This is a genomic window from Candidatus Leptofilum sp., assembly GCF_965223285.1.
In the GTDB taxonomy this organism is placed as follows: domain Bacteria; phylum Chloroflexota; class Anaerolineae; order Promineifilales; family Promineifilaceae; genus Leptofilum.
On record NZ_OZ244997.1, the window covers coordinates 2701868 to 2719559 of the forward strand.

The 17692-nt window shown below is 50.2% G+C and carries 22 protein-coding genes; 9 read left to right on the plus strand and 13 right to left on the minus strand.

The annotated features are described in order from the left end of the window. The first annotated feature begins 13 nt into the window (after window positions 1-13). From ACOQPU_RS12305 to ACOQPU_RS12325, 5 genes are all read left to right on the plus strand, one after another. Window positions 14-196: a hypothetical protein gene (locus ACOQPU_RS12305; RefSeq protein ID WP_420645407.1), complete on the plus strand. Its 183-nt coding sequence runs from the start codon at window positions 14-16 to the stop codon at window positions 194-196. Further along, entirely contained in the window at window positions 180-1199 is a 1020-nt protein-coding gene (locus tag ACOQPU_RS12310; protein ID WP_420645408.1) for an XdhC family protein, read from the plus strand. Before ACOQPU_RS12305 ends, ACOQPU_RS12310 begins: the two co-directional genes overlap by 17 nt. After that, entirely contained in the window at window positions 1199-1654 is a 456-nt protein-coding gene (locus ACOQPU_RS12315; protein WP_420645409.1) for a DUF4442 domain-containing protein, read from the plus strand. Before ACOQPU_RS12310 ends, ACOQPU_RS12315 begins: the two co-directional genes overlap by 1 nt. Window positions 1655-1685: 31 nt before the next feature. After that, window positions 1686-2348: a YesL family protein gene (locus ACOQPU_RS12320; protein ID WP_420645410.1), complete on the plus strand. Its 663-nt coding sequence runs from the start codon at window positions 1686-1688 to the stop codon at window positions 2346-2348. Window positions 2349-2556: 208 nt separating this feature from the next. Next, window positions 2557-2703: a hypothetical protein gene (locus tag ACOQPU_RS12325; protein WP_420645411.1), complete on the plus strand. Its 147-nt coding sequence runs from the start codon at window positions 2557-2559 to the stop codon at window positions 2701-2703. Window positions 2704-2712: 9 nt separating this feature from the next. Here the strand turns inward: ACOQPU_RS12325 and hypE are convergent, their stop codons facing one another. From hypE to hypF, 6 genes are all read right to left on the minus strand, one after another. Continuing rightward, window positions 2713-3732, minus strand: a complete 1020-nt coding sequence (gene hypE, locus ACOQPU_RS12330) for a hydrogenase expression/formation protein HypE (protein ID WP_420645829.1) — start codon at window positions 3730-3732, stop codon at window positions 2713-2715. Window positions 3733-3874: 142 nt separating this feature from the next. Then, window positions 3875-4990 carry a hydrogenase formation protein HypD gene (hypD, locus tag ACOQPU_RS12335; RefSeq protein ID WP_420645412.1) on the minus strand — a complete coding sequence of 372 codons (1116 nt, stop codon included), beginning with the start codon at window positions 4988-4990 and terminating at the stop codon, window positions 3875-3877. Continuing rightward, window positions 4987-5250: a HypC/HybG/HupF family hydrogenase formation chaperone gene (locus ACOQPU_RS12340; RefSeq protein WP_420645413.1), complete on the minus strand. Its 264-nt coding sequence runs from the start codon at window positions 5248-5250 to the stop codon at window positions 4987-4989. The genes hypD and ACOQPU_RS12340 overlap by 4 nt, the downstream gene beginning before the upstream one ends. A gap of 17 nt (window positions 5251-5267) precedes the next feature. After that, window positions 5268-5780 (minus strand): transposase, encoded by a 513-nt coding sequence (locus tag ACOQPU_RS12345; RefSeq protein WP_420641525.1) that lies wholly within the window; start codon window positions 5778-5780, stop codon window positions 5268-5270. Further along, window positions 5758-6198, minus strand: coding sequence for a hypothetical protein (locus ACOQPU_RS12350; protein ID WP_420641526.1), 441 nt, complete (start codon window positions 6196-6198; stop codon window positions 5758-5760). Before ACOQPU_RS12350 ends, ACOQPU_RS12345 begins: the two co-directional genes overlap by 23 nt. Before the next feature lie 84 nt (window positions 6199-6282). Next, on the minus strand, window positions 6283-8697 hold the full coding sequence (gene hypF, locus ACOQPU_RS12355; RefSeq protein ID WP_420645414.1) for a carbamoyltransferase HypF: 2415 nt from the start codon (window positions 8695-8697) through the stop codon (window positions 6283-6285). Window positions 8698-8965: 268 nt separating this feature from the next. On the opposite strand from hypF, the gene ACOQPU_RS12360 reads away from it, so the two are divergent. The 3 genes from ACOQPU_RS12360 to ACOQPU_RS12370 all read left to right on the plus strand — a co-directional run bounded on the left by ACOQPU_RS12360 (window position 8966) and on the right by ACOQPU_RS12370 (window position 11564). Then, entirely contained in the window at window positions 8966-10213 is a 1248-nt protein-coding gene (locus tag ACOQPU_RS12360) for a hypothetical protein (RefSeq protein ID WP_420645415.1), read from the plus strand. Between the two features lie 101 nt (window positions 10214-10314). Beyond that, window positions 10315-11112, plus strand: a complete 798-nt coding sequence (locus tag ACOQPU_RS12365) for a mechanosensitive ion channel family protein (protein WP_420645416.1) — start codon at window positions 10315-10317, stop codon at window positions 11110-11112. A 242-nt stretch (window positions 11113-11354) separates the two neighbouring features. Then, a complete protein-coding gene (locus tag ACOQPU_RS12370) occupies window positions 11355-11564 on the plus strand; it encodes a dodecin family protein (RefSeq protein WP_420645417.1) in 210 nt (69 codons plus the stop codon). Between the two features lie 103 nt (window positions 11565-11667). Here the strand turns inward: ACOQPU_RS12370 and ACOQPU_RS12375 are convergent, their stop codons facing one another. Beyond that, window positions 11668-12057 (minus strand): hypothetical protein, encoded by a 390-nt coding sequence (locus tag ACOQPU_RS12375; RefSeq protein ID WP_420645418.1) that lies wholly within the window; start codon window positions 12055-12057, stop codon window positions 11668-11670. 131 nt (window positions 12058-12188) lie between these two features. Here ACOQPU_RS12375 and ACOQPU_RS12380 point away from each other — a divergent pair, with 131 nt between their 5' ends. Beyond that, a complete protein-coding gene (locus ACOQPU_RS12380; RefSeq protein ID WP_420645419.1) occupies window positions 12189-12905 on the plus strand; it encodes a hypothetical protein in 717 nt (238 codons plus the stop codon). On the opposite strand, the gene ACOQPU_RS12385 is transcribed toward ACOQPU_RS12380, so the two are convergent. From ACOQPU_RS12385 to ACOQPU_RS12410, 6 genes are all read right to left on the minus strand, one after another. Beyond that, complete coding sequence (locus ACOQPU_RS12385; protein ID WP_420645420.1) at window positions 12881-13177, minus strand: hypothetical protein; 297 nt, start codon at window positions 13175-13177, stop codon at window positions 12881-12883. The two genes, ACOQPU_RS12380 and ACOQPU_RS12385, sit on opposite strands and share 25 nt — an antisense overlap. 91 nt (window positions 13178-13268) lie before the next feature. Continuing rightward, entirely contained in the window at window positions 13269-14279 is a 1011-nt protein-coding gene (locus ACOQPU_RS12390; RefSeq protein WP_420645421.1) for a hypothetical protein, read from the minus strand. A 46-nt stretch (window positions 14280-14325) separates the two neighbouring features. Continuing rightward, the gene (locus ACOQPU_RS12395) at window positions 14326-15090 is read right to left on the minus strand and encodes an IS630 family transposase (protein ID WP_420645806.1); all 765 of its coding nucleotides are present in this window, start codon (window positions 15088-15090) and stop codon (window positions 14326-14328) included. Window positions 15091-15137: 47 nt separating this feature from the next. Then, window positions 15138-15455: a helix-turn-helix domain-containing protein gene (locus tag ACOQPU_RS12400; RefSeq protein WP_420640548.1), complete on the minus strand. Its 318-nt coding sequence runs from the start codon at window positions 15453-15455 to the stop codon at window positions 15138-15140. Window positions 15456-15464: 9 nt separating this feature from the next. After that, a complete protein-coding gene (locus ACOQPU_RS12405; protein WP_420645422.1) occupies window positions 15465-16352 on the minus strand; it encodes a serine/threonine-protein kinase in 888 nt (295 codons plus the stop codon). Between the two features lie 188 nt (window positions 16353-16540). After that, a complete protein-coding gene (locus ACOQPU_RS12410) occupies window positions 16541-17677 on the minus strand; it encodes a hypothetical protein (RefSeq protein ID WP_420640640.1) in 1137 nt (378 codons plus the stop codon). Window positions 17678-17692 lie beyond the last annotated feature (15 nt).

Below are 17692 nucleotides of genomic sequence, written 5' to 3' on the forward strand. Positions count from 1 at the left end.
ATACGTTTGAATCATGCTATTTGACAACCGTATTGAAACTGGCTTTCCACGTGGCAGCATTGGCGGCCTAAGCGTGCAGTTGGGGCAAGACGTGCGCGAACTGATCATTGGCGACTATAGTTTGGATGACGTATACAAGATGTTGGCGGAAAAAGAGAAAAAGCTAGAGGAAAAAATTGATGAAGGAAGTGATTAACGAGATTAATCGCTGGCAAGTTGACAATGAGGCCGTGGCTCTGGCCACAGTGGTGCAAACGTGGGGGTCTGCGCCGCGCAAGGTGGGTGCCAAGATGGCCCTGACGCCCAACGGCCGTATCGCTGGCTCTGTCAGTGGCGGCTGTGTGGAAGGGGCAGTGTTCGAGGAAGGCACGGCCGCTCTGCAAACCAATCGGGCCAAGCTGCTGCATTACGGCGTGGCTGACGAGACCGCCTGGGACGTCGGGCTGGCCTGTGGCGGTACAATTGAGGTCTTTGTGGAGCCATTAGATACGGCCGTTACCCAATTCATTTACAACCTCATCCAAAACAAACTTGCAGGAGCTGTGATCACCGTCATTCGCGGGCCGGAGGAACTGCTGGGACGCAAGCTGGCGGTGAGCCGTGAGGGTGAACGCCTCGGTTCGCTGGGGCCCGAAACCCTCGATACACAGGCGATTGCTGCCGAAGCCAAAGCCACTCACCCACAGCGCGTTCAGCTAGGTGACCATATTGAAATTTTCATAGACGCCATCCGCCCCGCCCCAACCCTGATCATCGTCGGCGGCGTGCACATTGCTATGGCTCTTACCAGCTTTGCCCAGACGCTCGGCTACCGCACCTTGGTCATCGACCCGCGCCGCGCCTTTGGCAGCAACGAGCGTTTTCCGCACGTGGACCAGCTCATCCAGGCGTGGCCGGACAAAGCGTTTGCGGAGGTGGAGATTGGAGAGGATACGGCCGTTGCCCTGCTCACCCACGACCCTAAAATTGACGATCCCGCACTGAAAATCATTTTGCAAGCCAATCCTTTCTACATTGGCGCATTAGGCAGCAAAAAAACCCACGCCAAGCGGGTTGAACGGCTGCGTGGCTACGGTTTTAGTGATGCCGAGATCGGCCGAATCCATGCCCCAATTGGCCTGGACATCGCGGCCCAAACCCCAGAGGAAATCGCGCTGGCGATCATGGCCGAGATTGTCAAATCGCGGAATGGGAATTGATGAAAACTACGCCCAGGCTGCTAAAACGCTTGCTGAACATCTATCCGCCCTATCTTGGTGCTGGCGTCAGGGTCACAACTATCAGCGATGATTGGAAGGAGCTTCACGTAACGATGCTGCTTCGCTGGTACAATCGCAATTTTGTTGGCACACACTTTGGCGGCAGCCTCTACTCTATGATAGACCCACACCTGATGCTGCTTTTGATGCAGCTATTGGGCAAAGAGTACATGGTTTGGGATAAAGCGGCAGAGATCGAGTTTATCAAACCGGGCCAAGGAAAAGTCACTTCTACAATCCGCATTTCGGATGACGTCCTGGAAGAAATCAGGCAAAATACGGCCAATGGTGAAAAATATTTCCCAACCTTTATCGTTGAGATAAAGGATGCTGATGGCGAATTGGTCGCCAAAGTAAAGAAAACAATCTACGTGCGAAAGAAACGACGCGCATAAGCACGGCAAAAATCTGTAGGCTAAACCAACCATGTTCAAACAAAGTGATGGCTCACCATCCAACCTGCTAGAGCTTTTTAACACGCTCACCAATTTTATTCTGTTCAACATGCTGTGGGTGGGCGGCTCCCTTTTTGTGATTACGATTCCGGCGGTAACGGCCGCACTGTTTGCATCAGTCGCCCCATGGGCGCGGGGACAGTCGCCAGACACGCCGCTCATTACATTTTGGCAGGCGACACGCCGCTACTGGCGTAAAGCAACCGTCTTGGGCGTAATTGATTTGGTGCTGAGCGTGCTGATTGGCCTGAACTTGTATGTCATTTGGCAAACCGGCTTTGAGCAAGCCATCGCCTTGCCCGCCTTCATCATCACCTCGCTTTTCGGTTTGTTTCTTATTGTGGCAAATGTCTATTTGTGGCCGCTGTTGGTTACGTTGGATCAGCCGCTGCGTAGCTGGCTGCGGAACGGTTTGCGGCTCACCGTGGCCCATGCGTTTTGGGGCATTCTGGTTGCCGCTGTCTCGCTCATCCCCCTGGCCATTGGCACCCTTTTCCCCCGCTTCATTTTTCTGATTGCCTCGTTTGCCGGTTCAGCCCTCATCACCTACTGGGGTGCATGGTACATGATTAAACGGTATCTAGATGAGGCAGATTTTGAGGCACTCGGATTAGAAATAGAAGAATCATCGTAAATTTCTCGCTTTGTGAGCGTTTGCCTCTAAGCTGTTAGATTTACTGGACTTATCGCCAAAGGTCACTATCCTTGCGCCTGACGAGTTTCATCTACGTTGGTAAAGTTACGTATTTTTGTGTCCCTAAAAGCAAACGGCCGTTTCGGAACCAAGTTGGTTTGAAACGGCCGTTTTTCTATCCGTACCGTTTACAGATAAGGAAATTTGCGTGAAAGAAAAAAAGAAAGCTCCAAAGCCAGATCACAAAAATAGCTCCACTTACAAAACCAAAGAAGATTTCTTGCGCTGGTATTACAAACAAGACAGACGCAAAAAGAAGTCTAATAAAGACGAGTCATCCAGGCTTAAATATTAGAACAAACACCTAACAGATGCGGGGCAGCTGCTCCCCAATTTGCATAGAGATGACCCGCGTGCCGCCAATGCCGGTACGGGCCACCAACATGCCGGGGTGCGCTGAGACGACTTGGCCAATAACGGCCGTTTCCCGCCCCAATTCATGATTCCGCATTACTGCAACCACCTGGTCTGCCTCGTTTTCCGGGACGATGGCCAGCAATTTCCCCTCGTTGGCCACAAAAATCGGGTCCATCCCCAGCAGTTCACAGGCCGCCTTCACCGCCGGATTCACAGGAATCTTGTTTTCATTTAGCACAATGCCCACTTGGGAGCTTTGGGCAATCTCGTTGAGCGAAGAGGCCACCCCGCCCCGCGTTGGGTCGCGCAGTACGTGAATGTGGGGACACACGTCTAGCATCTGTGAGATAAGTCCGTTGAGTGCGGCCGTATCGCTGACAATCGGGGCCTCAAATTCCAGCCCCTCGCGCACGCTCATGATCGCCATGCCGTGGTCGCCAATCGTGCCGCTGACGATGACCACATCCCCCGGCTTCGCCTGATTTGGCCCGATCGAGTAACCATCTGGCACCACACCCACGCCGCTTGTATTGATGAACACGCCGTCGCCGTGGCCTTTGTCCACCACCTTCGTATCCCCGGAGATGATGGCCACCCCCGCCGTGGCCGCTGCCGTTGCCATGCTGTCCACAATTTGCCCCAGGGCACTCAGCGGCAGCCCTTCCTCGATAATGAAGCCAACGGTGAGGTAAAGTGGCTTGGCTCCGCTCATGCTGATGTCGTTGACGGTGCCGTTGATGGCCAGTTCGCCAATGTTGCCGCCGGGGAAGAAAAGCGGCCGTACCACAAACGAATCGGTAGAAATGGCTAAACGCTGGCCCGACATAGTAAAAACGGCCGCATCTCCCAAATCTTCAAGCTGCTCATTGCGAAACGCTGGCAGGAATAGATGCTCCACCAGCTCCGCCGACAGCTTGCCACCGCCGCCATGCCCCAGCACAATGTTGGGGTAACTCCGCAGCGGCATCGGGCAGACCCAGCCTTCAAAATCCAGATTGTTAGTTCTTGATTCTTTGCTCAAAATTGGTCCTTTCGAGTAAGTGAGATTGGAGATTAGAGATTGGAGATTTCAGGCAGGCAATCTCTAATCTCCAGTCTCCAATCCCTTTTTAATCTGTCACGGCAACGTTTTCGACGGAAATGAAACGGCCGTACTGGTAATACGCGGCACAAGCCCCCTCACTGGAAACCATTGTGGCCCCCAGCGGATTGCGGGGCGTGCACTCTTCGCCGAAGGCAGCACACTCGTTGGGCTTGATCAGCCCTTGCAGCACCTCGCCGCTGCGACACAGGGCCGACTCTTTGGTTTCAATATGGCCCACATCAAAGCGAACGGCCGCATCAAACTCCCGGTACGCCTCGCTCAACTCCCAGCCGCTTCGTGGAATCAAGCCAATGCCGCGCCACTGCCGATCAGTCACGGCAAACACATCGCTCAGCATCTTTTGGGCGGCGGCATTCCCTTTTTCGGTGACGGCGCGGGGGTAGGCGTTTTCTACGGAGGAACGGCCGTTTTCCAACTGCGCCACCGTCCGCCGAATCCCTTCCAGCACGTCCAGCGGCTCAAAACCAGTTACCACAATCGGTACCTTGTAGGTTTCAGCAAGGGGTTGGTATTGCCAATAGCCCATCACGCTGCACACATGCCCCGCCGCCAAAAACGCCTGCACCCGGTTGCTAGGCGACTGCAAAATCGCCTCGATCGCGGGCGGCACCAGCACGTGCGAAACAAGCATGGAGAAATTCTTTAGATTTTGCTGCTTCGCCAAAAAGACCGCCATGGCGTTAGCCGGGGCTGTTGTTTCAAAGCCGATGCCAAAGAAAACGACCTCTTTGTCTGGATTTTCACGGGCAATTTTAATCGCGTCCAGCGGCGAGTAAACAATTCGCACATCGCCACCTTCGCTCTTCACGCGGAACAAATCCTTCTTGCTGCCCGGTACGCGCAGCATGTCGCCAAAGGAGCAGAAGATGACGTTAGGGCGGGCGGCAATGGCCAACCCCTTGTCGATCACGCCCAGTGGCGTGACGCAGACTGGGCAGCCAGGGCCGTGAATCAGTTCAATTTTGTCGGTTAAGAGTTGGTCAATGCCGTTGCGAATAATGGAATGGGTTTGGCCGCCGCACACCTCCATCATCACCCATTTTTGGGTGGCTAATTGGTCAATTTCGGCAAACAGCTTTTGAGCCAGCTCTGGGTCGCGGAACTCTTCTAAATATTTCATGTTGTCTGCTCCTCTTCTGCCAGCAACTCCTCTTCCAAAACACCCATCTCCTCAAACAGAGCCAACGTTTCCAAGGCAGATTCCTCATCTAGTTGGGTAATGGCAAAGCCAACGTGAATGATGGTGTAGTCGCCCACTTCAATTTCTGGCAGGTACGCCAAGCAGACCTCTTTTTGGATGCCGCTAAAGTCAACCTTGCCCATGCGGGTGCCGTTGGCCTCATAAATTTCAGTTACTTTTCCGGGAATACCTAAGCACATATCATTTTCCTTTTGGCTCATGGGTCGAAAGTGTGCAGAGTGACCAAAGCTGAGATGAAATCCGGTGAGATACGCTTCACATTCCGCCTGAATTCACATATCGCAATGTAACCGCTCAAGTTTTTCTTATGCACACCTTTGAACATCCTTAAAAAGTTACGCACATCCGTCCACATGCCTTCGGCCGTGTTGACATGCACTTCGCGAATCCCGTCACCATCGTCATCACGCGCCCACTCCTTGTCGCCATGAGAGACGGTGGCATGTGGGCGAATCACATGATTGTAGCTTTGGTATTCGTCTGTATACAGTTGAGACCCAGCTAGCGTAAAGCGATGCACGTGGTCAACCAGGGTCTCACCTTTTGTATCTTTAACAACACGCAAGCGAACTTGTCCAGATTGACGCCCCACTGTGCCCACAACAGGCGGTCGGTCATTGGCATACGTGCCACGCCCTCGCCGTTTGTTGGCGCGACGACGGGGCGGGTCAGCTGAGTCGAAATGCTCACACCCTTTTTTCCCCCGCATTCTGAAACATTTCATCGGTTTCAGTTTCATCATCCAGGAGCGGGGTTTCTGGTTGGAGCTGTTCCGCGTTCGCTTGCAGGTCATGACGCAACCTCAAAACCGTTGGGTAGTTGATGCCCAATTCGGCTGACAAGATTGTCGCAGGTTCTCCTTTGAGGACACCGCGAACGAGCAACAAGACTTGCATTGGAGTCAAATGATGTTGTTGGAAAACGGTTCCCGTATACAAGTTGTAAGCGGCTTGACACTGTTGGCAACGGTAAACGGTCAGTTGACTGCGCTTTGTCGTTCGGAACTTGCGGGCTTGGTCTACGCCGACTTGACAGACCGGACACCCAAAGCCATTGGGATGGAAATGTTCAATGATCCATTGTGTACAGTTTTCTTTGTCGAGTAAATCGGTGATTGGGAATTCCATGATTCCCAATTTTACCCGATTCGCACACTTTTAATAGTTGAGCCTTCCTTTTTAAGCTACAGAGGGCACAGAGATTTTTGAGAGTTATTTACGCTCCGTTGCAATCATTACTTGTCCCAAGGCCAACCCGCCGTCGTTGGGGGGGACGAGGCGATGGGTGAAAATGTCGAAATTGTGGTGGCGGAGTTGACGCACGGCCGTTTCCAACAAGGTCACGTTCTGAAAGACACCACCACTCAACGCCACCTGGTTCAAACCATGCTGCCGCCGCATCTGCAAACTCAGCTGCACAATGAGGTTGGCCACGGCGTTATGAAACTTGGCGGCGATAACGGCCGTTGTCACCCCTGCCCGCAAATCTACCACAATATCGGCAAAAATGGGTGCAGCATCAAAAAAGTCGTCTGACAAGGCAAATGGGTAGCTATCGGTAACGTTTGGCGCAGCAATTGCCTCCAGCTCAATGGCCGCTTGCCCTTCATACGTTACCGTCTGGCGCACACCCAGCAGCGCCGCCACCGCATCAAACAGCCGCCCCATGCTGCTGGTCGGCACGCTGTTAAGATTGCGTTCTACTTGCTGCCGCAAAACGTGCCGCTCGGGTTCCGGGCAGGCAGCGACGCAAGGCAGATCATCATCCCAGGGCAGCCCGGCGGCGTACAGGTGGGCCAAGGCCAGGCGATACGGCCGTTTCACCGCCATATCACCCCCGGCCAACGGCACATATTTTAGATGCGCCGCCTGTTCAAACCCCGCGTAATTGGCCAGCAGCAGTTCGCCACCCCAAACTGCGCCATCCGTACCGTAGCCCGTACCATCAAAGCTAAAGCCAATGACGGGGGAACGGCCGTCCAATCCATGCTCGGCCATAACGCTGGCGATGTGGGCATGGTGATGCTGCACGGCAATCACAGGTAAATCAGTCTGCTCTTGCGCCCAGCGAGTGGATAAATAACCGGAATGCAAATCGCAGACCAATTTTTCTGGCTCGGTGCGGAAGATGGTTTTGTAATGGGCAACGGCCGTTGCAAAAGCGTCCAGCGTCTCCAAATTCTCCATATCGCCGATGTGTTGGCTCATGTAGCCGTAGTCGCCTTTGGCCAGGCAAAAGGTGCTTTTCAACTCGCCCCCCACCGCCAACGTCGGCGGTACTTTAGAGGGCAATTTCACTGGGAAAGGCGCGTAGCCGCGGGAGCGACGGATCGGTAAACAGTGTTCAGTAATCGGTAATTGGTAATCAGTATTCGGTTCACTGTTTACTGAATACCGTACGCGAAGCGGTCGCGCAGCGACATTACTGGTTACTCGCACAACGGAGTCGTCGCAACGGCCGTAAATATCCCGATTGTGCATCAAAAAAGCGTCGGCCAGAGTAGACAGTCGTTCACGGGCTTCGTCGTTGTCCTTGACGATGGGTTCGTTACTATAGTTGGCGGAGGTCATGACGAGGACGGGAGATTGGAGATTGGAGATCGGAGATTGAAAATCGAGCAGGAGGTAGTGGAGCGGCGTGTAAGGCAGCATGACGCCGATGGTGTTATTGCCAGGGGCCACCAGTTTGGAGAGGGGGTTGTTGGCTTTTTGGCGTAGGAGCAGAATCGGCCGTTCTTTGCTGGTAAGCAATGCTTCTTCAGCGGCAGACAGGTGGGCAAAGTGGCGCACGGTAGCCACATCGCGGGTCATCACGGCAAACGGTTTGTCCACCCGACCCTTGCGCTCCCGCAGCGTCGCCAGAGCCTCATCGCTCGTCGCGTCACACGCCAGATGAAAGCCCCCCAGCCCCTTCACCGCCACAATCTGCCCCGCCGCCAGCAACGCCTGCGCCTCTTCAATCACCCCCTCCCCGTTCACCGATAACTGTCTACCGATGACTGATGGCTGCTCACCAACTTCGAGCCAGACAGACGGCCCACACGCCGCACACGCATTCGGCTGGGCATGAAAACGACGATCCAGCGGATTGTCGTACTCCGCCTGGCAATCGGCACACATGGCAAATTCGGCCATCGTGGTAAACGGCCGATCATAGGGAATGTCTTTGATGATGGTGAAGCGGGGACCGCAGTTGGTGCAGTTGATGAACGGATAGCGATAGCGGCGATTGTTTGGGTCAAACAGTTCGCGCAGGCAGTCGTCGCACAGGCAAATATCGGGAGAGATGAGCGTGTTGGCGGCAGCCTGCGCCTGGCTGTGGGCAATCACAAAGTGTTCGCTGTTTTGCAGGGGCAGTTCGTCTATGGTGATGTCCTCAATGCGGGCCAGCGGTGGTGGGTTGTGGGTGAGTGCGTGGTGGAAGTGGGAAACGGCCGTTGCCGCCCCCTCAACCTCAATAAACACCCCACTGCTGTTGTTGCCCACAAAGCCAGACAGCCTGTGCTGCTGCGCCAAACCGTACACAAACGGCCGAAAACCAACCCCCTGCACTACGCCTTGCACCCTTAGGCGATGGCGAACAATATGCGAAGTTGGTTGTGTTGCCGATGTTGATGGCTGCTTCATGCCGCCATTTTACCCCAATCTAGTCCACAATGGGCTGCGCCAAATAGCATCATTTGAATGTGCCTTTTTTCCTATTAACGGCCGTGCCGACTCTTTGTATAGTCCAGATGCTTCTTCAAATACTTCTTCACGCAATAGCTCCTAAAACGCTGCCCAAAATTGCAGCCCGTTTCTCATATCCACTTTTTTTATTCACAAACGCCGATTTGTGCTGCTATCTGCACGTTATTCTCAAGCGACGCAGGCAGCAGCAGGAGCAGAACAAAGCGTGCAAAAACAACTTTACAAACCGCTGTGGGAGTATGTCCCCATCACACAATTTCGGCGGCCGACAGCCGCCCTCCATCAAACCATGCGCAACAGCGGCCAATCGTGGCTGTCTCGCTTGCAACCCAGATTGTTCGGCCAAAGAAATTTTTTCTCGATGCCCCCGTACCTGCTAAACCGCGTGGCACCGCCCCCCGATTCTGATCAAATTATTACGGCACTCACGGCCGCTTTGCACAGCTGGCAGCTAGCCAAAGAGGGCGAACAAGCCATCCAAATGCTGGTGGGGCCACCCGGCAGCGGCGTGGCCGAAGCAACCGTGGCCCTGGCGCGGCAAAATGAGTGGCAAGTTATGGGCGCACCCACCGTGCGGCAAATTTTAGGGGGTGGCGATGCCTGGCTGGATCAGGTAACGCGCCCAGCATTATCCCCGCTGGTTATTCCCCAACTGGGCAAATGCTTCTTGCGCCACCAAGAAGGGCTAGAACTGCTCAGCCGCCTGCTGGACTGGCTACAAACCACGCGCCGCCGCTGCCTGATAGCTTGCGATAGCTGGGCCTGGACGTACCTAAAAAAGACGCTGCAAATTGATGTAATGGTTCCCACCCCGCTGGTGCTGGCTCCATTTGACGGGGCCAAAGTGCAATTTTGGCTTCCCTTCATGGCCAACCGCATTCACAACGGCCGTTTCACCTTTCGGCAAATTGAAGATGGCAAACTGATTTTTCCGCTGGCAGAAATGTACGACAAAGCAGTGGCCCATTTTCGGACGCCTGGCGAGGTAGAACGGTACGGCGACTGGGTCTCTGTGCCCCACTTCTTCCGCCAGTTGGCAGCACATAGCCGGGGATTGCCTGGCGTGATCTGGCAGCTTTGGCGGCAAAGTCTGGAAGTGACGGCCGAAAGCAAGAGAAATATGCCTCGGCAAGAACCATTATCGGGTGACGATAAACGATACACCGTCTGGGTGCAGCCGTGGTCTCGTTTGCAGTTACCCCTCGTGCCAAATGGTCTGGGCACCAACGAATCGCTGGTGCTGCACACTATTTTGCTACATGGCGGGGCCTCCGCTACGCTCATTGCCGATCTTACGCCGCTTTCGCACAATGAAGTGCGCCGCATTTTGCAGATGTTTTGGCACGCAAATTTGCTGGAAAAAGCGGATGAGCTGTGGCAGGTGCCCCTGCTGGCCTACCCCACCGTACGCAGCTTCTTGGCCAATGAAGGGTATCTAGTTGATGATTTTTAGCCATATATTTCCCCGGAAACTACTCAAAAAGCGTGACGCTTGCCACACAGTTTCCGGAGAATTGGTTTTGAGCAGCGTAATAAGTTTTGGAGGTAACAAAGATGATCGACCCAATTGAAATTGTTTCGCATTTAACGCAGAGCAACATCATTCGCATCATCATCATTTTGATCCTGTTTTGGGTTGGGCTGCGTAGTCTGCAATGGTTTTTACCCTGGCTCACCGAGCAAATCCCCAGTCGGTTTCGGCTGTACGTGCTGCCGCTCATGCCCATTTTGCAACTGCTGCTGGTGGTAGTGGCACTCATGCGCATTGTGCCGCTGGTCATTGACCCGACGCCGGAAAACGTGTTAGCAGTCTCTGGCGCGGTGGCGATTACTATTGGCTTTGCCTTTCAGGATTACGTGAGCAGCCTCATTGCTGGAGTCGTTACGATTTATGAACGGCCGTATCGCATTGGCGACTGGGTGAAGATTGGCGACGCTTACGGCGAAGTGATTGCCCTGGGCTTCCGGGCCATCCAACTGGTGACGCCAGATGACACGGTGGTACTCATCCCCCACAAGCTGATGTGGGACAGCATCATTTACAACGACAACAGCGGCCAGCGCGAACACCAATGCGTGGCCGACTTTTATCTGCACCCTGAGCATGATGCCGAAATTGTGCGGCAAAAGCTGCGCCAGGTGGCACTCACCAGCCCTTATTTGCAGCTAGACCGCCCCATCTCGGTGATTGTGATTGAGAAGCCGTGGGGGACGCATTACCGGCTAAAGGCATACCCGATTGACGGGCGAGACCAGTTCAAATTTACTTCGGACATGACGGTGCGGGGGAAGGCGGCACTAGCGCGGCTGGGCGTGAAGCCAGCTAGTGTGCCAATGGCAGCGGCCGTCTAGATTTAGGGGTTTACGAACGAGTTGTCATTATGTTTCATGCAAAGTCGCTAAGTTTTTCCTTTGCGACTTTGCGTGGGTTAATCGCTTTGTCTGGCAAGTTGTTCATACACCCTAGATTTTGTTGCGATTGGACTATCCGGTATGTTATTTTATAGGGGTAGTTTACTTTATTTTTGGGGAGCCTTAGGTGGTGTGGGAACGGCCGTTGGCTCGTTCGCAGCCACACCTTCTGGAGGAAGATTGTGTCTGAAAGTGTTTACAAAGTAATTGAACTTGTGGGAACCAGTGAAGAGTCTTGGGAGAAAGCGGCCGCTGCGGCGGTGGAACGTGCCGCCGAGACGCTGCGCGACCTGCGTATTGCCGAAGTTGTGGAGCAGGATATGCAGATCGAAAACGGAAAAGTGGTTAGCTATCGTACCAAAGTCAAAGTGTCTTTCAAATTTGACGGCTAGCAAGCATTTCAATCAACAGCTTTCACAAACGAGTTTAGAAGTTCAACTTTTTTGGTTTGCCACGCTTCTCTGGCAAATAGAAAAGTTGAACTTCTTGCTGTTGTTAACTGAATCTAACGTGCTGGCGGCGTGGGCGCAGCGGTACCTTTTGTAAAAAGGGGAAGGCGGGCTGCCAGGAGGGGGCGGCTGGCGTGGGCATCACTTTGCGGGCTGGCTGGCATTCATCGGCCCGGATGAGCCATTCGCGCCGCACGGCTATGCGTGCTTCCTGGTAGCTGGTGCGGGTGCGGCGGGCTTCAAACGTTGCCAGTCGGTCTAGCAGCGCATCGGGAACAGCCGCAATATCCAAATAGTAAACCGGCACATCCCCCCACCGCTGGGTGCAGGCCAGATGCGGCAGCGGGTATTTTACGGGAAGTTCGATACAGCCGTACACCCTTTCCCACCGCTTGGCTCTATTTTCATTGATTGGTGTAATCACATATTTGCTCATGATGCATTCCTATTGCAGTATTAGAACTTATGTTCTAATATTATCACAAGAACAGCAATATGTCTAGGCCACCTAGAGCATATTTTATGTAAATGTGATATATTTTGCTGTGAAGAATGCCAAGGAGGTAAATGATGCCAATTGCAATCAGAAATTCATCAAAAAAAAGCCGTCTGTATTCATCTGAATATGAATTACAATTGGATTTATTCAAAATGCAGCTAAAACTAGATGGCTCATACGCAAACACATTAATACGACGTGAAGTTCATATGGGTTCTTGCATTCCAGATTTCATTTACGTGAGCTTTAAGCAGGTTCCAAATCCTCATCTCTGGCCGCGTAAATTTGCCAACAGGCATTGCTTTGTTTTATGGTGGTTGAGAAATGAGTTTGAATTATCCTTAGAAGAAATAGCCGCTCGATTTTATATGCCTCCTCGAGGGATTGTCGTTCAAACTATAAATGAGTTAATTAATAGTGGAGCCGTACAAACAATAAATTCTGGCAAATTTGCATTATCTACCGAAATGAAAACTGTTCAGGCTGAAGTTGTTGCCGTAGAAGCCAAACTATCAAACTGGAAGAGAGCTATTCAGCAAGCTCAAGATTATCTAAATTTTGCTGATAAGGTTTTTGTAGCAATGGATCCTTATCAGATGCCTAAAAAGCTTACTGTGCTTGAGAAATTTCGTGAGTTGGGAATCGGTTTATGCGCAATTTTACCCGAGAAAATGGATTGGTTCGTGTTTCCCCAGGTTCAGGCAAACTATTCAGGGGTTGATCGTGAATTCCTAATTGCATCAGCAGGAAGCCTAAGTCATCAAACATTGTGGTCTTCACGGTAAAGAACAAATGCTTCATGCCAAGCTCTTACATGTTCAGTGCGAGTCATTCTAGAATAACCTAATATCTCTTCAATATCTTCTGCGTGTTTAGCGGCTTTTTCTAGCCAATTCTCGACAATTTCAATTCTTTGGTTTAGCGATTCAGTTGAGTGTGTTTCTTCAGCTATAATACACGATCTCCAATAATGCTCTCTGGCTGCCCCTACATTTCCAATGCGATACCTCCACAAAGGAACATCTTTAACTTGACTTCCTGAAGAAGTTGCTAACAATAATCCCGATGATGCTACTGTTCTATCAATGGCTCATGGGTGAAAAGTGTGTGCCAATGTGACAGTCACTTCCAGACAAGCTGCACACATTTCATAGTTGAGCCCTATCAATAATTGTATTTATTGCACCAGTCTTGTTTAATACATCGAAATCATTTTTAAGGTGAATGTCCATCGCGGCAGCGTAACTCCAGTAGCTGGGTCTAGCCCGACCTTCTCCTAGTTTATCCCTTAATCGCAAACGATAGACGCTTTTATACCATCCGCTGCCCCACAAGTCTGCCCCAGCAGCCAAACATGCGAGTCCGAATTGTCCTAAAAAGTTGACTGCTACCTTGATTTGACAATCGTGGTGGAAAATATGAACCATATGCAAAATTGTTCTCAAGACTCGAACATTTGCACAATGTCGAGTTTCATTCGGTGCTCCGTCCTGTTCAAGTACAAGATACACACCATTGATTTCTCTTGCGCTTACTGTATCAAGTATTAAGTCTACTAACGTGTTTGAAAAAGGCTCTGTTGAACGTAGGCAATTGTCGGATATTGCGATAGTCGCATAAATCGGGAGTCTGATTTTGGCCTTAGCTACATAGTCAATGGCCGCATCTAACCATACCAATTCTCGAGAATAGTTTGAGTTGACATTTTGCGTTAAGGGGCTGGGCAAGATAATTGCTTGACAACCAAGACGGCATTGAATGTCTATGCACTCTGCTACTGAGTTCTTAATGATCTCGGGATCAGTAGGGGTCGTTCTCGGCCATAATTTGACAATATCTTTTTCAATTTCTTTTTTCCAGTCAGATTGTTTTTGAATGGAACTTTGATATCGATCCAAATCTTTAATTCCAAACCATGGATAAGTAGCTAGTTTCGCACAATGTCCACTTGACTCGTTAGCATCTAATTCAGCTAGATAAAGTTGAGGATCAAACAATCTTCTCCGCATGTGTGGGTATTGTTTTTCCAGGTTTCTGCGACGAACAAGTTGATCCATATGGATAGCACTGCTTAAAATAATACTACCGTGTAGTAATAGGGGCACTTCAGTTTTATTTGGAGCTTTAAACCTGTATCCTAAATTTGCATAAAAAGCCATGAGATATTTGCCTATTGGAAGTTAGTACACCGTTAAATAAGAAGTATTAAGCTTTCTTGAATTTAGAATTTGCCTCATTAACAACCGAATAACGAGCATTTAGCTTTTTGCGGCAATCTTTGATGGAAAACTGCCAATTAATTTTGATGCGTTTTTGCGTTCGCTCAGGGATCAATGCCATCACTTCCGATTCTAGTTTCTCAATGGTCGGAATCCGACGATTAAGACAAAGACGCGTCAGTGCTGAAAACTCAATTTCAATCATGTTTAGCCAACTGGCCGATTTCGGCGTGAAATTGAATTCAAATCGTTGCGCTAAAGCAAACGCCTTGTCTGCAGGCAAGTTTTCGTAAAAAGCACTCTCATCATGTGTGTTCAGATTGTCCAAGACCAGACGAATCTTGATCGCATCTGGATAAGCGGCTGCTAAGGCTTGGCAAAACAGGGTGAACTCCTTTTTGGTACGCTGGCGATGCACTTGCGCCAAGCGGTTGCCAGTCAATGGTTCAATGGCAGCTAAGAGCGCACAGGAACCATTTTTTTCGTAGGCATAATGTTCTTTACGCACCTTGCCATTCTGCATAGCAATGGGTTGCATCACATCATCAATGAGAAAACAGGGTCGTTCATCAAAGCAGACAACCGGGTAAAGCGGATTGTAAGGCAAGGCATAAAGCCAAAGAATGCGCTCCATTTTGGCAATAAACCGACTGGTTATCTTGCCAATTACCCAATATCGTTTCAGGTGCGGTTTGAGTTCGTTTTTTTGAGAATGAGTCGCACTTCCCCATAGGAAATGGTCTCGACTAATTCCAACTCGATGGCTTTGTCAGCTAATAGCCGCAATGACCATTTCTCCTATCCTGCTGGCGGGTCAGAGCAAGCCAATGCTGTGATCTTGGCTCGTTGCAGTCCGTCAATGACGGTTGGGCGGCCTGGCCTTGGTTTGTCGGTTAAGACAGCCAACCCTGAATCCTGATATTTTTTGGCCCAGGTTGATACGGTTTGGATAACGACACCAACGATGGCTGCAACTTCTGTAAAGGTTCGACCTCGATCTAATTCGATGAGGGCGGTTGCTCGTTTAAAGGTTTTGGCGGGTAAACTGCCTTTCTTGATCAAGTTTTGCAAATAAGCTCGATCTGCTTCACTGAGGGTAACATGTTCTTTTTTCATCCTTCCAGCTTATCGAACTATTTGCTCATCAACAAGATTTTTACTTCTTTTATTTAACGATGTATTAGGGGCATGATTGAGAAATGCTTTAATAATCTCCTCTGGTTTCGGTCGAGCAGTTGGTCGCGGATGAAGCATGTTTTTTATTATTTTGACATTTGTCCAATCGCTCATTAACTCAGGCAATTGTTCATGAAAACCTGTTGCTTCAAGGACTTGTTGATTTTTGGATGTCGGGTGTCTTCCCAAGGCACATTCCAAAATGATAACCCCTAACGCAAAAATATCTGATTTACATGTAAGTTGCCTAGTTGTACGAAACTGTTCTGGAGATAAATAACCTATTGTGCCCCAAGTAGCACCAAACTGTGTAATTGAGGATTCATCTAAATGTCTAGCTAATCCTAAATCGATCACCATCGCACGCCCATTTGGCTTAAGAATAATATTGCTGGGTTTCAAGTCTCGATGAACGGCACGATAACCCCACATTGCCTTAATAGCTTGAGTCACATCGTAAGTAATTATTGATATTTCATTTTCGTCAAGTTCTCTAGCTTTTATTATTTTGTGCAGTGGAACTCCGTTTACATATTCCGTGACGACAACTATCAGCTCAAAATCTCCTACTACTATCTTCCCATCCCAAAGCCATTTCACAATACTATAACAGTTCAATTTCTTCAGAGCCTTAATTTCACGGTCTATCCTTTCTTGAACTTGACCTGGGAGATAAATCTTGATTGCTACGTCTTGTTCTTTCATTATTCCACGATAAACAACCCCTTGACCTCCGCTGGCAATATGATTTTTAGGAACAACAAAATCTGGGATAGAAAGACTAACGTTTGAAAGATTCTCCAGCCACTTCTTTATTTCAGTTTCTTTTGGCTTCATATATTTATATTTTCCTGGCCTTTAGAACACACATGCGATTTATGTCATCTGGACTGAGCTAAAAAGCAATCACAAAAAAATGCAATCTTGAATTAATCTGAAATTACAGTGGGCCGCGACAACAACCAAACATATATTAAAAAAAAGAACCCCATTCGTCAAACTTGATAAGCGTTCCAGGGGTGTAATTAGATTTTGTGTAACGGCCGTGCTCTGTGAGGAAAAATCCACCGATGGTCTTGCCACGGCTGCCTCTTTTGTGAACGCCTAGGTATCCTATCCGCCAGCTTCTCTAAATTCTCAACATCTGCTTCAGTAACAAGCTGAGATTGCGGAGCTTCTGCCTTCTCCAGCAGACGGTGCGCCTGTTTTGTAGCCAGAAAATGAGCCTGAATCGCTTGCCAAGAAGCACGCCAGCACTTGTTACAGATTGCCATGCGCAAGGCAAGCATCGGATTGAGGTTTTCATCCGCCCAGCGCATCCCAGCCTGTTTCATCCGTCGTTGCATCACCACCTTATGCCCAGACTCTACTATCCCAGATCCAATGGGAATTCCGTTTTTTCTGAAATGTGGATAATCTATCATCGTTTGACGTCGCTCAAGATAACGAATCGCTGCTTCTATTTCATCCGCTGCTGGGTGGGCTTGGTTTTGTGTCCATAGGAAACGCAATTCATTCAGCGTTCGTTGGGGTGCTTTTGTGCCTAACTGTTTAGACATCTGGGGATACCATTGTTGGAAACGGTCACTTTCTGCCCCATACAGGGCTTTGCCAATCGTGGCGATATACCCTTGGGCATGGGCAAAATCAATCACGCGTGTCGCTGTGGGGCAATGATAGTCGATGAAGCCCTGTATCCAGACAGCACCATCATTAACCGCGACAACTTTTTCAGCATTCTCCCCACCCCGTCGCTGCCACTCGACAATTGCCTTGTCGCTAAACAACTCTGCCTTATCTGCACTTGAGAAGTAGCTTATCTTGCCTGTTTTGGTCACGACTTCTTGTTTTTTAGCATCCCAGATAGTCTCAAATTCACCGAAGGCAACCGTTTTTACTTCGCGCCATTCGCCATTTCTTAGCTGTACCATTGCCCCATCTGCACTTACAATGAGTTGCTTTGGTTTGGCTATTGCTTTGGGGGCTGTCTTTTCCAGATGTTCTTTTTCTATTTCAATTAGCTCATCTGCTAGACGGCCGTTTCGCAGCGTGATTTCTCGTACGGTTGCTACGGAGATGTCGAGGCCCCACATCATTTCTAACTCTTCTTGGGCTTCTGCATAGGGTAGCCGGCTACCTAATCGGGTTACGGCCTCTTGCACTTGCGGCGTATACGC

Excerpts from the sequence above, each read along its gene's own strand:
- ACOQPU_RS12310 (WP_420645408.1), top strand. The coding sequence starts at position 180 with ATGAAGGAAGTGATTAACGAGATTAATCGCTGGCAAGTTGACAATGAG.
- hypD (WP_420645412.1), bottom strand. The coding sequence starts at position 4,990 with ATGAAATATTTAGAAGAGTTCCGCGACCCAGAGCTGGCTCAAAAGCTG.
- hypE (WP_420645829.1), bottom strand. The coding sequence starts at position 3,732 with ATGCCGCTGCGGAGTTACCCCAACATTGTGCTGGGGCATGGCGGCGGT.
- ACOQPU_RS12400 (WP_420640548.1), bottom strand. The coding sequence starts at position 15,455 with ATGAAAAAAGAACATGTTACCCTCAGTGAAGCAGATCGAGCTTATTTG.
- ACOQPU_RS12305 (WP_420645407.1), top strand. The coding sequence starts at position 14 with ATGCTATTTGACAACCGTATTGAAACTGGCTTTCCACGTGGCAGCATT.
- ACOQPU_RS12315 (WP_420645409.1), top strand. The coding sequence starts at position 1,199 with ATGAAAACTACGCCCAGGCTGCTAAAACGCTTGCTGAACATCTATCCG.
- ACOQPU_RS12340 (WP_420645413.1), bottom strand. The coding sequence starts at position 5,250 with ATGTGCTTAGGTATTCCCGGAAAAGTAACTGAAATTTATGAGGCCAAC.
- ACOQPU_RS12320 (WP_420645410.1), top strand. The coding sequence starts at position 1,686 with ATGTTCAAACAAAGTGATGGCTCACCATCCAACCTGCTAGAGCTTTTT.
- ACOQPU_RS12345 (WP_420641525.1), bottom strand. The coding sequence starts at position 5,780 with ATGCGGGGGAAAAAAGGGTGTGAGCATTTCGACTCAGCTGACCCGCCC.
- ACOQPU_RS12350 (WP_420641526.1), bottom strand. The coding sequence starts at position 6,198 with ATGGAATTCCCAATCACCGATTTACTCGACAAAGAAAACTGTACACAA.
- ACOQPU_RS12365 (WP_420645416.1), top strand. The coding sequence starts at position 10,315 with ATGATCGACCCAATTGAAATTGTTTCGCATTTAACGCAGAGCAACATC.
- ACOQPU_RS12380 (WP_420645419.1), top strand. The coding sequence starts at position 12,189 with ATGATGCCAATTGCAATCAGAAATTCATCAAAAAAAAGCCGTCTGTAT.
- hypF (WP_420645414.1), bottom strand. The coding sequence starts at position 8,697 with ATGAAGCAGCCATCAACATCGGCAACACAACCAACTTCGCATATTGTT.
- ACOQPU_RS12375 (WP_420645418.1), bottom strand. The coding sequence starts at position 12,057 with ATGAGCAAATATGTGATTACACCAATCAATGAAAATAGAGCCAAGCGG.
- ACOQPU_RS12390 (WP_420645421.1), bottom strand. The coding sequence starts at position 14,279 with ATGGCTTTTTATGCAAATTTAGGATACAGGTTTAAAGCTCCAAATAAA.
- ACOQPU_RS12405 (WP_420645422.1), bottom strand. The coding sequence starts at position 16,352 with ATGAAGCCAAAAGAAACTGAAATAAAGAAGTGGCTGGAGAATCTTTCA.